Here is a 14,081-nt window from a genome sequence, read left to right as displayed (position 1 = left end):
ACTGGGCAAGTCCGGCGTCTGGCACCATTGGCCGCGTGGTGTGGGGACCGGGCTATGGCAGTGCTCCGCCGCCCAGCCCCCGTGCGGGGGACGATCCGTTCGCGGCGGCCGAGCGCGACACGCGCGCGATGGTCGCCGCTCAGTGGTGGCCGGGGGCGGCGCCGCAGCAGCGCCAGCACGCGATCGCGGGGCGCGTCCTCGTGCTGCCCGACGGGACGTGCTGGCTGTTCGGCGCGTGGGCGCGCTGGTACCGGCTGCACCCGTCCGACGGCCAGTGGTACCTGTGCCCGCCGCCTCGGTCGCCCGTCGCACGGGCCGGGGCGCGGCCGGTGCAGCAGGGCCAGATCGCGCCGCTGCCCGCGCACGTCGTGCCCGCCGGGCCGGACTTCTCCTACGAGCCGCCGGTGTCGCGGCCGTTCCTCGGCACCGGGTTCCCGTCCGACCTGACGTCCCAGGTGCGCGCGACGGTCGAGTCCGCCGCGACGCTGCCCGCCGCCGACTACCCGCACTGGTGGCCGGAGTTCTCGTCGCAGGTGCCGTCCACGGTGGTCGTGGCGTGGGGCGTGCTGATGTGGTGCGCGACGGCGCCGGTGTACGACGCGCGCCTGGACGGGCAGATGCTCGACCTGTGGGCGCCCTACCGCGCCAAGCCGCTGCGGAAGGTGGACGGCCCGCGCTGGCTGACCCCGCCGACGCTGGAGTCGCTGGTCGCGCTGTACGCCGAGCGGCTGCGCGCCAGCCGGGTGGACGCGGCCGTCGTCGTGCTGCGGACGATGTGGGCGGTCGCGAGCGCGCTGCGCGAGGACGCGCGGTTCCAGGTCCGGGCGGACGCGCTGCTGGAGATCCTCGGCTCCACGCTCAGCAACCCGACGGTGGACTACGGGGCGCTGCCCTACGGAGACCAGGCGATCGTCCAGCAGTGGCTGACGCGCTGCCCCCCGCACCTCGTGCCGTCGCTGCGCGGCGAGGGCTCGCCGGGGGACGGGTTCCGGCACGCGTTCTACTCGCTCGCCGAGACGCTGACCGACCACGCGGGCGACCCGTCCGACCCCGCGTTCATCGAACCGCGCCTGATCGCGGCGGCGCTGCTCGCGGCGGACCTGTCGGTCGTGCGCGGCGACATGGCGGCGACGATCGTCCCGTGGCTGGACCCGGAGGTCCGCTACACGGTGCAGGCCGTGCTGAACCAGACGGGCCACCCCCTGCGCCGCCTCTGGCCGGACGACCTGCGCCTCGCCGAACCGCTCGCCTCGGCGGTGCGGCGCGGCGGCCGGGACCGTGAGGAGGCGCTGCTCGCCGCCGCCTACGAACTGGACCTCGCGTGGTGCCGGCTCGCGGGGATGCCCGCCCGGCCGCGCGGCTTCCCCGTCCCGACGGCGATCATCGCGGGGCTCGTCGGCCGCGACCGCGCCCGCGCGACGGCCCGCACCGGCACGGTGAGCCCGCCCGCCGCGCCGCAGCCGCCCCAGCCGCCGCAGAGCGCGCAGTCGCAGCCGGGCTTCGCGCCGGGCGCGCCCGCCGCGGCGCCCGCGCAGCCGGACCGTCCGTTCGTGCAGCCGCCCGTCGCCGCGCAGGACCAGGCGGCGCACCAGCAGCCCGGCTTCCCGCCCGGCGCGGACCTTCCGCCGCCGGACGACCGTCCCGGCGCCCACGCGCAGCCCGCCGCGTCCGACGCCGCGCCGCACGACGCCGACCAGGGCGGCTTCGTCCCGCCCTACACGGCCCTCGGCTTCGGCCGCCCCGGCGTCCCCGGCGTCCCCGGCGTCCCCGGCGTTCCTGGCGTCCCCGGCGTTCCTGGCGCGCCCGGCGTTCCTGGCGCCCCCGGCACCGCTGGCGCGCCCGGCTCGGGCGGACCGCAGCCCGGCGCGTCCGGTCCCGGCGCACATCAACCGGGCGGGCCGCAGCCCGGCTCGGGCGCGCCCGGCGTCGGTTCGCCCCAGCCGGGGATCCCGGGCGCGGGCGGCGGTGCGCCCGGTCACGGCGGGGCGCAGCCCGGGGTTCCGGGCTCGGGCGTGCCCGGCGGCGGGCCTCCGTACGGTGCGCCCGGCGCCGACGCACCGGGCTCCGGTGGCCAGCAGGCGGCGTCGTATCAGCCCGGCGCGCCGCAGCCGGACGGGCAGCAGGGCGCGGACGGCGACGGAGACGTCGTGCCGCCCTACACCGCGCTCGGCTACGCCCCGGCGGGGTCGCCGCAGCAGGTGCCCGAGCCGTTGACGCGGCGTCCGTCCGAGCCGCAGCGGGTGCCGCGCCCGCCGATGCCGCCCGTCGCGAACCAGCAGCCGCCGGGCACGGCCGTGGACGAGCCGTTCGACGTCGAGGGCACGCGGGTGGACGGCCCGCCCGGCCGCCGCAACGCGCCGAGCGCGCCGCAGGGGCCGCCGCGCACGCGCGTCCTGTCCGGCGGCCTGGACGACACCGCGCCCGACACGGCCGACGACGAGCCCGCCCCGCCCACGACCCGCCAGCCCCCGCCGGGCACGCGGATCATGTCCGAGACGATGGTCGGGAACTTCGACTTCCTCGACGACACGCCCGCGCCCGAGACGCCCGTCGAGAAGATCCCGCCGCCGAGCGACCGCAGCGAGCGCCGCGTCGTCGAGCGGTTCGGCATCGGGTTCATGTCCGGCCCGGAGGACGCGGCCGTCCTGCTCGGCGAGGTCCGCGAGCGGATCGAGGCGTGGAACGGCCTGCCCGGCGAGGTCGCCGAGGAGACGCGCGTGGACGGGAGCCCGCAGCAGGGCGTGCCGAGCGTCCTGCTCGTCGGGTCGCCGCACACCGGGCAGCGGCGGCTGGCGCGGCTGATCGCGCTGACGATGGCCGACGCGGGCCACGGCGACGGCGCGCTGCGCGCCCACGAGGCCGAGGACGTCCGGGGCGCGCCGCCGGACCGGCTCGCGGCGCTGCTGACCGGCACCGGCCCGGCCGTGCTGTTCGAGCGGTTCGACGCGGCGATCGGCGGCTCGTCCGATCCGCAGGGCGCGGCGGCGGCGGTGCGGCGCGCCCGGCGCGACCCGGCGAACGCGACGCCGCTGGTGGCGACCTGCGATCCGCGCGCCTACCAGCGGCTCCGGCAGGACCATCCGGGCCTGACCGAGGCGTTCCGCGTCTACCGGCTGCCCGACTTCACGGGCGTCGAGAACCGGATGATGCTGCTGCACGTCCTCGCCGACGAGCGGCGCGTCACGGTCGGCGCGGACGCGCTGGAGGCGGCCCGCGCCGACCTCGGCCGGCTGCGCGGCCCCGGCGACCTCGTCAACGCGCGGCTGGTCGAGGCGTACCTGGACCAGGCGTGCCGCCGCCATCTGGAGCGTGCCGGGGCGTCCCGGGACCGGCTGGTGCTGAGCGCGCAGGACCTCGCGGGCGTCGCCGAGAGCATCGAGCCCGCGCTGCGCCCGCCCGGCGACATCGACGGCTACCTGTCCCGGCTGGACGCGCTGACGGGCCTCACAGAGGTCAAGGAGGCCGTCCGGGAGCTGGTGGAGCACGCCGAGCTGACGGCCGAGCGGCTGCGGCACGGGGTCGGCGCCAAGGATCCGCTGCACCTGCTGTTCACCGGCCCGCCGGGGACGGGCAAGACGACCGTGGCGGGCCTGCTCGGCGGGATCTACGCGGCGTTCGGGCTGCTGGCGTCGGGGCACGTGGTGGCGTGCCGTCCGGTCCATCTGGCGGGCCGCGACCGCGCCGACACCGAGTCCCGCGTGGCGGCGATGGTCGACCAGGCGCTCGGCGGCGTGCTCGTCGTGCAGGAGGCGGACCGGCTCGACCGCGCGCCCGCCGTCGTGGACGAGCTGCGCGCCGCCCTCCACACCCACGGCGACCGGTTCATGCTGGTCTGCACCGGCCCGTCGGCGGAGATGGACGGCTTCCTCGCCGGCAACCCGGTGTTCCGCGGCGAGTTCGGACGGCTCCTGACGTTCGAGGGCATGGCCGACCGCGACCTCGTCCGCCTCTTCCAGGACTACGCCGAGCGCGACCTCTACGTCCTGGACGAGGAACTGCGCGCCGAACTGCTCACGCGCTTCGAGACGCTGCGCGGCGACCCGGCGTTCGCCTACGCGCGGACGGTCCGGACGCTGTTCGAGCAGACCGTCGCGCGGCAGGCGGCGCGGCTGGCGGGCGCGGACGTGACGGCGGCGACCGTGGCGCGCCTGACGGCGTCCGACCTGCCGTACTGAACGGGTGGCGAAATGCCCGTCCCGGCCTGATCCGTCCGGGCCGGTGCGGACCACCTCGCCGGATCATGGCCGCGGTGACCCGGGAATGGCCCTCATGGGCCATGTGCCCGATGTGAACCGGCGCGTAGCCTAACCATCGGACATTGGGCGAGGTGAGGTCCGCAGGGACCCCTTGGAGGTGGACGCGATGCGCCGGGAGAATCTCGATCTGCGCGTCCACGACCGCGTCGCGCTGGACGAGATCGACCTGTACGCCGAGATCCTGAGCGCGGTGGCGGCGGCCGACGAGCCGCTGACCCTCGCGCAGATCGACTCGGCGCTCGGCGTCGCGTCCCGCGGGCACGGTCGTCGCGAACTGACGTGCCAGGACTAGCGAACACCCGAAGAGAGCCGCAGGCCGACCGGTAGGTCGCCGCACCGAATCTCTGGAGCCGGACCGCCGCCGGGGCGGTCCGGCTCTCTTTTCGCCCGGGCGCGGCCTGAATCGGCCGTGACCCTCTCGTGACCGCGCATCGGTTGACGCATTCGCGCGCCTGTGATCAGGCGGCTTCCGAATGCCTTGTTATCAATCTCACTGCTGAACGTTCCGGCAGGACGGCGGCGCTGTCGCCGTCCACGCCCGCCCAGGCAGGGGCTCCGGCCCGGCGCGGCGGACGCGCGGAAGGGCCGATTCCGCCGCGAACGGCCGTCCGGGACGAGTACCGCGCGTCGGAAAGACAATCCAACGCCGTGTGCAGTACGTGATCTAGGGCACTCTAAGGGGGAGAGGTCGGTGGACACCGGTCGAAGCTAGGGCAAAGGTTCTTTTTACGGCTGGTAGCGCCTACGATCCTCTGCGGACTGTTCCGGCACTTCAGGAGAACGACGTGCGCTTGCGTCTCACGCCGCGTGAGGACAGCTTCTACGACATGTTCGCCGACTCGGCGAACAACCTGGTCACCGGCGCCAGGCTGCTCGTGGAGCTCATCAGCGACGGCGCCGACCGTGCGGCGATCGCGGAGAAGCTGCGCGCCTGCGAACACGCGGGCGACGAGGCGACCCACGCGATCATGCGGCGGCTCAACGAAACGTTCATCACGCCGTTCGACCGCGAGGACATCTACCAGCTCGCCTCGTCGATCGACGACGTCATGGACGAGATGGAGGAGGCGGCCGACCTCGTCGTCCTCTACAAGATCGAGGAGTTCCCCAAGGGCGTCATCCACATGGTGGAGGTCCTGGAGCGCGCCGCCGAGCTGACCGCCGAGGCGATGCCCCGGCTGCGCTCGATGAAGGAGCTGAACGAGTACTGGATCGAGATCAACCGCCTGGAGAACCAGGGCGACCAGGTGTACCGGAAGCTGCTGGCGCACCTGTTCGGCGGCGAGTACGACACGCTGACCGTCCTGAAGCTCAAGGAGGTCATCGACCGCCTGGAGGACGCGGCCGACGCGTTCGAGAAGGTCGCCAACATCGTCGAGACCATCGCGGTCAAGGAGTCATGAGCGCGCCGAAGGCGCGCGCCGCGCGCTGGACTGAGGAGCGGCGGGAGCCTGCGACCAGAGCGACGAGGGAAGCGCGCGGCTTCAAGCGCGCCGCAGGCGAGCGGGAGTCGCAGCGCGCGCCGGAGGCGCGCGCCGCGCGCTGGACTGGGGAGCGGCGGGAGCCTGCGACCAGAGCGACGAGGGAAGCGCGCGGCTCAGAGCGCGCCGCAGGCTCGCGGGAGAACACAGCATGAGCGCGCCGGATGATCCTCGGGGCGGGGTGGGCGTGACGGATCCGCCGTCCGGGCCGCCCGCGCCGCCGCTCGCCGAGCAGGCGCGGCGCGGGCCGGGGCGGTTCTGGCTGCTGCTGCCCGTCGGCGTGCTGCTGGTCATGCTGGCCGGCGCGATCGGGCTGCGGTCGGAGGCGCAGGTCGCCGTCCTGGTCCTGGTCGTGGCCGTCGCGCTGGTCTTCGACTACACCAACGGCTTCCACGACGCGGCGAACGCCATCGCGACGTCGGTGTCGACGCGGGCGCTGCGGCCGAAGGTCGCGCTCGGCATGGCCGCCGTGATGAACATGGTCGGCGCGCTGCTCGGCGTCGAGGTCGCGAAGACGGTCAGCGACGTCATCACGCCGCCGCACGGCATCCACGGGCTGACGGTCGTCGTCGCGGGCGTGCTCGGCGCGATCACCTGGAACCTCATCACCTGGTACTTCGGGCTGCCGTCGTCGTCCTCGCACGCGCTGATCGGCGGGGTCGTGGGGGCGGGGCTGGCGTCGGCGTCGTCCGTCCACTGGAGCACGGTGGTGGACAAGGTCGTCGTGCCGATGGTCGTGTCGCCGGTCGTCGGGTTCTTCGCCGCGTACCTGGTGATGGTCGCGATCCTGTGGATCTTCCGGCGGGCGAACCCGAGCCGGGTCGTGCGCCGGTTCCGCATCGCGCAGACGGTCTCGGCGTCGTCGATGGCGCTCGGCCACGGGCTCCAGGACGCGCAGAAGACGATGGGCATCATCGTCCTCGCGCTCGTCATCACCGGGCACTCCGACGGGAACTCGGTGCCGCTGTGGGTGATCATCTCGTGCGCGAGCGCGCTGTCGCTCGGCACCTACGCGGGCGGCTGGCGGATCATGCGGACGCTCGGCCGCAAGGTCATCGAGCTGGACCCGCCGAAGGCGTTCGCCGCCGAGGCGACCTCCTCGTTGATCCTCTACTCGGCCGCATACATCTGGCACGCTCCAATCTCGACCACGCACACGGTGACGGCGTCGATCATGGGCGTCGGGTCAACCAAGCGGCTGTCGGCCGTCCGGTGGGGCGTCGCGGGCAACATCGTGACGGCGTGGGTGCTGACGATGCCCGCCGCCGCGCTGGTCGCGGCGGCCGTGTACTGGGCCGTCCACCTGTCCGGAGCCTGAGCCGCGGGGGGCCGCAGAACGGCCCCCCGCGGCAAGGGTCAGGGGCCGGAGATGCGGTTCAGGGCCGGCGGCGCGACCGGCGATGCGGACTTCAGGTAGGCGACGAACGCGTCCAGGTCGATCGGCCCGAGCACCTGTCCGGTGCCCTGGGTGAACGTCGTGAAGCCGTCGCCGCCGCCGAGCAGGAAGTTGTTCGCGGCGACCTTGTACGTCGCGGACGGATCCACCGGCGTCCCGTCGATCGTGATGCCGGAGACCCGGTCCCCGACGGGCCTGCCCCGGTCGATCGTGAAGCGCAAATTCGCCGACGGCTGCAGGATCTTCTCGCCCGCGCCCGTCCACTGCTGTTCGAGCAGCGCGTCGAGCTGCGCGCCGGTCAGCGACGTCACGCCGAGCACGTTGCTGAACGGCTGCACCGCGAACGCCTCGCCGTACGTCACGACGCCGTCGCCCTCGCTCCCGCTCGCCTTGTAGACGAGGTCGGCGCGGTCGCCGCCCGGGTTCATCAGCGCGATCTGCGCGCCCTGCGCCTTCATCGCGGCGAGCTGCGCGTCCGCCACGACGTCGCCGAGCGCGGTCTCGCCGTAGGGCGACGGCGCCCGCGTCAGGTCGGCGGTGATCTTCCCGACGGGCGCGTCGGCCTTGTCCGCGACGCGCGCCTTCCACGTCTGGACGAACGCCTCCGTCGCCGGGTCCGGCGGGACGTCCCGCGTGACGACGTGGTTGTCCCCGCGCAGCGACGTCCGGACGATGTCGCGCGTCAGCCGGTTCACCTTGAAGTCCACCTGCGTGATGACCCGCCCGAACGACGAGCCGGACGAGTACAGACGCGGCTGCCCGTTCGGATCCGGCACCGTGCAGACGTACTGCTGGTGGGTGTGCCCGGCGAGCACCACGTCGATCTCCGGGTCCGCCTCGCGCGCGATGCGGGTCCCCGCGCCCGGCACGACGCCGCACGCGTCGGGCCGCTGCCCGGCGGGCGTCTGGTCGCCCTCGTGGACGAGCAGCACGATCGCCCGCACGCCGCGCGCCTTGAGCTGCCGCGCGGAGCGGTTCGCGGCGGTCACTTCGTCCTCGAAGGTGAGGCCCTTGATGCCCTCGGCGGTGACGATCGAGGGCGTCGTCTTGGTGACGACGCCGATGAACCCGACCGGCACGCCGTTGATCCACCGGATCGTCCACGGCTTCAACGCGGGCTTGTCCTTCTTGAGCACGTTCGCGCCGAGGTAGTCGAACTTCGCGCCCTTCCAGCGCCCCTCGGGCGAGCAGCCGTCCACCGGGTGGCAGCCGCCGTTCTGGATGCGCAGCAGCTCCTGGTAGCCCTCGTCGAACTCGTGGTTGCCCACGGCCGACGCGGTGACGCCGAGGTCGCCGAGGAACTGCACCGACGGCTCGTCGTGGTACAGCGCGGAGATCAGCGGCGACGCGCCGATGAGGTCGCCCTGCGCGACCTCCAGCGTGTTCCGGTCGCGCAGCGCCTTCATGTGCGCGGCCACGTACGCGGCGCCGCCGGCGGGGACGGACGCGCCGTCCTCGGTCACGGCCGTCCCGGAGCCGCCGGTCGGGGGTTCGAGGTTGCCGTGGAAGTCGTTCAGCGCGAGCAGGCGCACGGTCGCCGTCGGGACCGGCCGGGCGGCGGCGGGCTGCGCCGCGACGCCGGCCACCGCGACGGCCGCGAGGAGCGCACCCGCCTTGAAGCGTCGTCTCGTCATGTCCCGGACGGTAGAAGCAGCGGCTGCACGCGTCACCGGCGGCGCCATGACGTTTGCGTGACGGTTTCGTCAGCTTCGCGGGCTTAGGGTGGAGATCATGAGAGAGGTGCGGGCGCTGCGCGCGGACGAGATCCCGGTCGCGACGGCGCTGCTGGACGCCGCCGCCGAAACCGACGGGACCGTTCCACTGTCGGAGCAGGCCAGGCTCGCCCTCCACCACCGGGCGGCGGGCCGCGTCCTCACGGTCGGCGACGAGATCGTCGCCTACGCCCACCTCGAAACGGGCGCGGACGGCGCGTCCGCCGAGTTCGCCGTCCACCCCTGGCACCGGCGGCGCGGCCACGGACGCGCGCTGCTCGACGTGCTGGTCGCCGACGCGGAGGGCGCGCTGCGCGTCTGGGCGCACGGCGACCTGCCCGCGGCGGCGGGCCTGGCCCGGTCGGCGGGCCTGGAGCGCGTCCGCGCGCTGTTCCAGCTGCGCCGTCCCGCCGCCGACCCGCTGCCGGACGTCCGGCTGGCCGAGGGCGTCAACGTCCGGACGTTCGTCCCCGGACAGGACGAGGACGCCTGGCTCGCCGTCAACGCCCGCGCCTTCGCCCACCACCCCGAGCAGGGCGCCTGGACGCGCGACGACCTGCTGCAACGCGAGGCCGAAGACTGGTTCGACCCGGCGGGCTTCTTCCTCGCCGAACGCGACGGCGCCCTCGTCGGCTTCCACTGGACGAAGATCCACCCCGACGGCCTCGGCGAGGTCTACGTGGTCGGCGTGGACCCGTCCGCGCAGGGCCTCGGCCTCGGCCGCGCCCTCACCCTGACGGGCCTGCACCACCTGCGCGACGCCGGCGTCCCCGCGATCCTCCTCTACGTGGACGAGTCCAACACCGCCGCCGTCCGCCTCTACGAATCCCTCGCGTTCACCCCCCACACGACCGACGTCATGTACGCCTCCGCGAGCACCGAACCGGGGACGTGATTCGCCCGTCCCCGGAGGGTAGGGGCCGACGGTCCGTTCACCTGGCTGACGTGTCGGAATGCCCACAAACAAGGGCGTTCACGACACTCCTGACCTGCATGTTCATCTCGTAGTCATGGCTTGTCAGGGCACTCTTCGGGGGCGTGGCGGTTTGAGTTCACTCCCCGTTCATCTGGATCGGGGGGTCTGGTCACTTCGTCTGCTTAGCGTCCTTTGTGATGGCGCCCCCGGTTTGGACAACCGGTCCGGAACCCGCCCCGGGGAGCCGCCGTGGCACTACGCAACTCAGAGGAGACCCTCCGGTGAAGAACGGTTCCCGGCTCGCCGCTTTCGGCGGCGTCGTCATGGCGGGGGCACTGGCCCTGGCTGCCTGCGGCAGCGACGACAACGGCGGCAGCACGACCGCGCCTTCGGGCAACATCGACTGTGTCAAGGGCACCGTCAACGCCGCCGGGTCGAGCGCGCAGAAGAACGCCGTCGAGGAGTGGACGAACGTCTACGCCCAGAAGTGCCCCGGGGCGGGTCTCAACTACAACGCGAACGGGTCCGGCGCGGGCATCCAGCTCTTCAACCAGGGCCAGGTCGCGTTCGCGGGCTCGGACTCGTCGCTGAAGCCGGAGGAGGCCGCCGCCGCCAAGAAGCGCTGCGCGGGCAACGACGCGTGGGACCTGCCGATGGTCGTCGGCCCCATCGCCGTCGTCTACAACCTCCAGGGCGTCGACGGCCTGAAGCTGTCGCCCGAGACGCTGGCCAGCGTCTTCGCGGGGAAGATCAAGGCCTGGAACGATCCGGCCATCGCCAAGGAGAACCCGGGAGCCAAGCTCCCCGGCGACCCGATCAAGACGGTCTACCGCGCTGACGAGTCCGGCACGACCGACAACTTCACCAAGTACCTCAACACCACCGCGCCCAAGATCTGGACGTGGGAGCACGCCAAGAAGTGGCCGAACGGCGTCGGCCAGGGCGCGAACAAGTCCGACGGCGTCAGCGCCCAGGTGAAGAGCACGGCGGGCACCATCTCCTACGTCGAGATGTCGTACGCCGAGAACAACAAGCTCCAGACCGCGCAGATCAAGAACGGCGCGGGCGAGTACGCCACCCTGTCGGCCGACAGCGCGTCCAAGGCGGTCGCGGGCGCCACGGTCGCCGGCGCCGGCAACGACCTCGCCCTCAAGATCGACTACCTGACGAAGCAGTCGGGCGCCTACCCGATCGTCCTCGTCACCTACGAGATCGCCTGCTCCAAGGGCCTGCCCGCCGACCAGGCGAAGTTCGTGAAGTCCTTCCTCACCTACACCTCCAGCGCGGACGGCCAGAAGGCGCTGACCGGGCTCGGCTACGCGCCGGTTCCGGACAGCATCCTCACCAAGGTCCAGACGTCCGTGAAGGCCCTGTCCTGACCGACCCGGACAGCGCCCACAGCCCCGTCGCCGCCAACAGCGGCGACGGGGCCGTACCCCGTTCAGCCGCGGACCCAGAAGGAGACTCCGTGACCAGCGAGACCGGCGTCGAAACGCACGCCGAGGCACGTACGGCGGCCAGGCGCCGCGCGATGCGGCCGACGAGCACCGGGCGCGTCGGCGACAGGATCTTCGCGTCCGCCGCCCGCGGATCCGGCATCCTCGTGCTGGCGATCATCGTCGCGATCGGCGTCTTCCTCATCGTGAAGGCGATCCCCGCGCTGCAGAAGAACCAGGCGAACTTCCTCACCTCCGAGGTGTGGGACCCGAACGCGGTGCCCCCGAAGTTCGGGATCGCGCAGCTCGCCTTCGGGACGGTCATGTCGTCCCTCCTCGCCATGCTGATCGCGACCCCCGTCGCCGTCGGCATCGCGCTGTTCATCGGGTTCTACGCCCCGAAGCGCCTGTCGGGCGTGCTCGGCTACGTCGTGGACCTGCTCGCCGCCGTGCCGAGCATCGTCTACGGCCTGTGGGGCGTCGCCGTCCTCGTCCCCCACATGGACGGCATCAGCAGGTTCCTGAACACGGTCCTCGGCTGGATCCCGCTGTTCGGCGGCGACAGCCCCGGCAAGAGCTCGATCTTCACCGCGTCCGTCGTGCTGGCGATCATGATTCTGCCGATCATCTCGTCGCTGTCGCGCGAGGTGTTCCTCCAGGTCCCGCGCTCGCACCTGGAGGCGTCGCTCGCGCTCGGCGCGACGCGCTGGGAGATGGTCCGCATGTCGGTGCTGCCCTACGGCCGCTCCGGCGTCGTCGGCGCGTCGATGCTCGGCCTCGGCCGCGCGATGGGCGAGACGATCGCCGTCGCGATGGTCCTCACCCTGGTGCCGGGCATCAACATCCACATCCTGGAGAACGGCGGCGCGACCTTCGCGTCCAACATCGTCAACGGCTTCAACGAGGCCAGCGAGACCGGACGCGGCGCGCTCATCGCGTCCGGGCTCGTCCTGTTCGTGATCACGCTCGTCGTCAACATGGCCGCCCGCGCGATCGTGGCCCGCCGGAAGGAGTTCGCGTGACCTCCGCGTTCGGATCGGTCTCCCCGGCCCGCCGGATCAAGGACCGCGCCGCCGCCGTCTTCATGTGGGGCGCGTTCGCGCTCGCGGTGATCCCGCTGGTCTCGGTCCTGTGGACGGTCGTCGCCCACGGCGTCGGCCGCCTCGACGGCGACTTCTTCGGCCACTCCATGAACGGCGTCGCCGGCCGCGACCCCGGCGGCGGCGCCTACCACGCGATCATCGGCACGCTGGAGCAGGTGCTCATCACCAGCGCGATCGCCGTCCCGATCGCGGTGCTCACCGCCGTCTACCTCGTCGAGTACGGCGGCCGGGGCCGGCTCGCCCGGACGATCAGCTTCTTCGTGGACGTCATGACCGGCATCCCCTCGATCGTCGCCGGCCTGTTCATCCTCGCCCTGTGGCTGCTCACGTTCGGCTTCGAGTACTCGGGCTTCGCGGGCTCGCTCGCGCTGACGATCCTCATGATCCCGACGGTCGTCCGGGCCACCGAGGAGATGCTGAAGCTCGTCCCGCACGAACTGCGCGAGGCGTCGTTCGCGCTCGGCGTCCCGCGCTGGCGGACGATCTGCTTCGTCGTCCTGCCCACCGCGTTCACCGGCATCCTCACCGGCGTGATGCTGGCCGTCGCCCGCGTCATGGGCGAGACCGCCCCGCTGCTGCTCACGATCTTCTTCACCAAGGCGATCAACAACGACCCGTTCTCCGGGCCGCAGGGTTCGCTGCCCACCTTCATCTGGGACCAGGCGAGCGACCCCAACCAGAACGCGATCAACCGCGCCTGGACCGGGGCGCTCGTCCTCATCGGCATCATCATGCTGCTCAACCTCGCCGCCCGGTTCGTCGCCCGCCGCTTCCGCCCCGCCGGGCGCTGACGTCACCGATAGGAGTTCCACCCCCATGGCCAAGCGGATCGAAGTGTCCGGGCTGCACGCCTACTACGGCGGCACCCTCGCCATCGAGGACATCTCGATGACGATCGAGCCGCGCTCGGTGACGGCGTTCATCGGCCCGTCGGGCTGCGGCAAGTCGACCTTCCTGCGCACGCTGAACCGCATGCACGAGGTCATCCCCGGCGCCCGCGTCGAGGGCAAGGTCCTGCTGGACGACGACGACCTCTACGGCCCGTCGGTCGACCCCGTCGCGGTGCGGCGGACGGTCGGCATGGTCTTCCAGCGGCCGAACCCGTTCCCGACCATGTCGATCTACGACAACGTCGCGGCGGGCCTCAAGCTGAACGGCGTGCGCGGCAAGTCCCGGCTGGACGACATCGTGGAAGAGGCGCTGCGCGACGCGAACCTCTGGAACGAGGTCAACGACCGGCTCGACAAGCCCGGCGCGGGCCTGTCCGGCGGCCAGCAGCAGCGGCTGTGCATCGCGCGGGCCATCGCCGTCCAGCCCCAGGTCCTGCTGATGGACGAGCCGTGCTCCGCGCTCGACCCCATCTCCACCCTTGCGATCGAGGACCTCATCGCGAAGCTGAAGAACCAGTTCACGATCGTCATCGTGACCCACAACATGCAGCAGGCGGCCCGCGTCAGCGACCGCACGGCGTTCTTCAACATCGCGGGCACCGGCAAGCCCGGCAAGCTCATCGAGATCGACGACACCAGCAAGATCTTCACCAAGCCGGAGGTCCAGGCCACCGAGGACTACATCACCGGCCGCTTCGGCTGACGCGCCGGGGCCGGCGCGCCAGCCGTGCCGGCCCCGAGGCGCGGCCCTTGTCCGGACGGGCTGCCCGGAGCGCGGCCATCTCCCGGCACGCCGCGGCCCCGGGCACGGCGAAGCCCGTTCACGCCGACGGTCGGGATCGGGGGCGCGGCCGTCTCCCGGGACGGCCGTGGACCGTTCCGGGAGAGGGC

The 14,081-nt window shown here is 72.8% G+C and carries 10 protein-coding genes; 9 read left to right on the top strand and 1 reads right to left on the bottom strand.

The features are described 5' to 3' along the window. Positions 1-35 precede the first annotated feature (35 nt). The 4 genes from GQ466_RS32735 (at position 36) to GQ466_RS12270 (ending at position 7,055) form a co-directional block, all read left to right on the top strand. The gene (locus tag GQ466_RS32735; RefSeq protein WP_161102988.1) at positions 36-4,175 is read left to right on the top strand and encodes an AAA family ATPase; all 4,140 of its coding nucleotides are present in this window, start codon (positions 36-38) and stop codon (positions 4,173-4,175) included. Positions 4,176-4,362: 187 nt separating this feature from the next. Continuing rightward, positions 4,363-4,548 (top strand): hypothetical protein, encoded by a 186-nt coding sequence (locus tag GQ466_RS12280; protein ID WP_103562777.1) that lies wholly within the window; start codon positions 4,363-4,365, stop codon positions 4,546-4,548. Positions 4,549-5,041: 493 nt separating this feature from the next. After that, the gene (locus tag GQ466_RS12275; protein WP_103561710.1) at positions 5,042-5,659 is read left to right on the top strand and encodes a DUF47 domain-containing protein; all 618 of its coding nucleotides are present in this window, start codon (positions 5,042-5,044) and stop codon (positions 5,657-5,659) included. 229 nt (positions 5,660-5,888) lie between these two features. Continuing rightward, a complete protein-coding gene (locus GQ466_RS12270) occupies positions 5,889-7,055 on the top strand; it encodes an inorganic phosphate transporter (RefSeq protein WP_446678596.1) in 1,167 nt (388 codons plus the stop codon). 38 nt (positions 7,056-7,093) lie between these two features. On the opposite strand, the gene GQ466_RS12265 is transcribed toward GQ466_RS12270, so the two are convergent. Next, a complete protein-coding gene (locus GQ466_RS12265) occupies positions 7,094-8,767 on the bottom strand; it encodes a bifunctional metallophosphatase/5'-nucleotidase (RefSeq protein ID WP_161102987.1) in 1,674 nt (557 codons plus the stop codon). 97 nt (positions 8,768-8,864) lie between these two features. Here GQ466_RS12265 and mshD point away from each other — a divergent pair, with 97 nt between their 5' ends. The 5 genes from mshD (at position 8,865) to pstB (ending at position 13,893) form a co-directional block, all read left to right on the top strand. Next, positions 8,865-9,740, top strand: coding sequence for a mycothiol synthase (mshD, locus tag GQ466_RS12260; RefSeq protein ID WP_161102986.1), 876 nt, complete (start codon positions 8,865-8,867; stop codon positions 9,738-9,740). A 302-nt stretch (positions 9,741-10,042) separates the two neighbouring features. Then, positions 10,043-11,140 (top strand): phosphate ABC transporter substrate-binding protein PstS, encoded by a 1,098-nt coding sequence (gene pstS, locus GQ466_RS12255; protein ID WP_161102985.1) that lies wholly within the window; start codon positions 10,043-10,045, stop codon positions 11,138-11,140. A gap of 89 nt (positions 11,141-11,229) precedes the next feature. Beyond that, positions 11,230-12,219, top strand: a complete 990-nt coding sequence (gene pstC, locus GQ466_RS12250; RefSeq protein ID WP_337193436.1) for a phosphate ABC transporter permease subunit PstC — start codon at positions 11,230-11,232, stop codon at positions 12,217-12,219. Continuing rightward, positions 12,216-13,091: a phosphate ABC transporter permease PstA gene (gene pstA / locus GQ466_RS12245; RefSeq protein WP_161102984.1), complete on the top strand. Its 876-nt coding sequence runs from the start codon at positions 12,216-12,218 to the stop codon at positions 13,089-13,091. The genes pstC and pstA overlap by 4 nt, the downstream gene beginning before the upstream one ends. Positions 13,092-13,116: 25 nt before the next feature. Next, a complete protein-coding gene (gene pstB / locus GQ466_RS12240; protein ID WP_161102983.1) occupies positions 13,117-13,893 on the top strand; it encodes a phosphate ABC transporter ATP-binding protein PstB in 777 nt (258 codons plus the stop codon). Positions 13,894-14,081 lie beyond the last annotated feature (188 nt).

It is taken from the genome of Actinomadura rayongensis, from assembly GCF_009831215.1.
GTDB classification, from domain to species: domain Bacteria; phylum Actinomycetota; class Actinomycetes; order Streptosporangiales; family Streptosporangiaceae; genus Spirillospora; species Spirillospora rayongensis.
The sequence above is the reverse complement of the archived record's forward strand: the minus strand, read 5'-3'. Positions and strand labels throughout refer to the sequence as shown.

What these genes read in the sequence shown, in the direction of transcription:
- GQ466_RS12280 (WP_103562777.1), top strand. Translation starts at nt 4,363, where the DNA reads ATGCGCCGGGAGAATCTCGATCTGCGCGTCCACGACCGCGTCGCGCTG.
- GQ466_RS12270 (WP_446678596.1), top strand. Translation starts at nt 5,889, where the DNA reads ATGAGCGCGCCGGATGATCCTCGGGGCGGGGTGGGCGTGACGGATCCG.
- GQ466_RS12265 (WP_161102987.1), bottom strand. Translation starts at nt 8,767, where the DNA reads ATGACGAGACGACGCTTCAAGGCGGGTGCGCTCCTCGCGGCCGTCGCG.
- mshD (WP_161102986.1), top strand. Translation starts at nt 8,865, where the DNA reads ATGAGAGAGGTGCGGGCGCTGCGCGCGGACGAGATCCCGGTCGCGACG.
- pstB (WP_161102983.1), top strand. Translation starts at nt 13,117, where the DNA reads ATGGCCAAGCGGATCGAAGTGTCCGGGCTGCACGCCTACTACGGCGGC.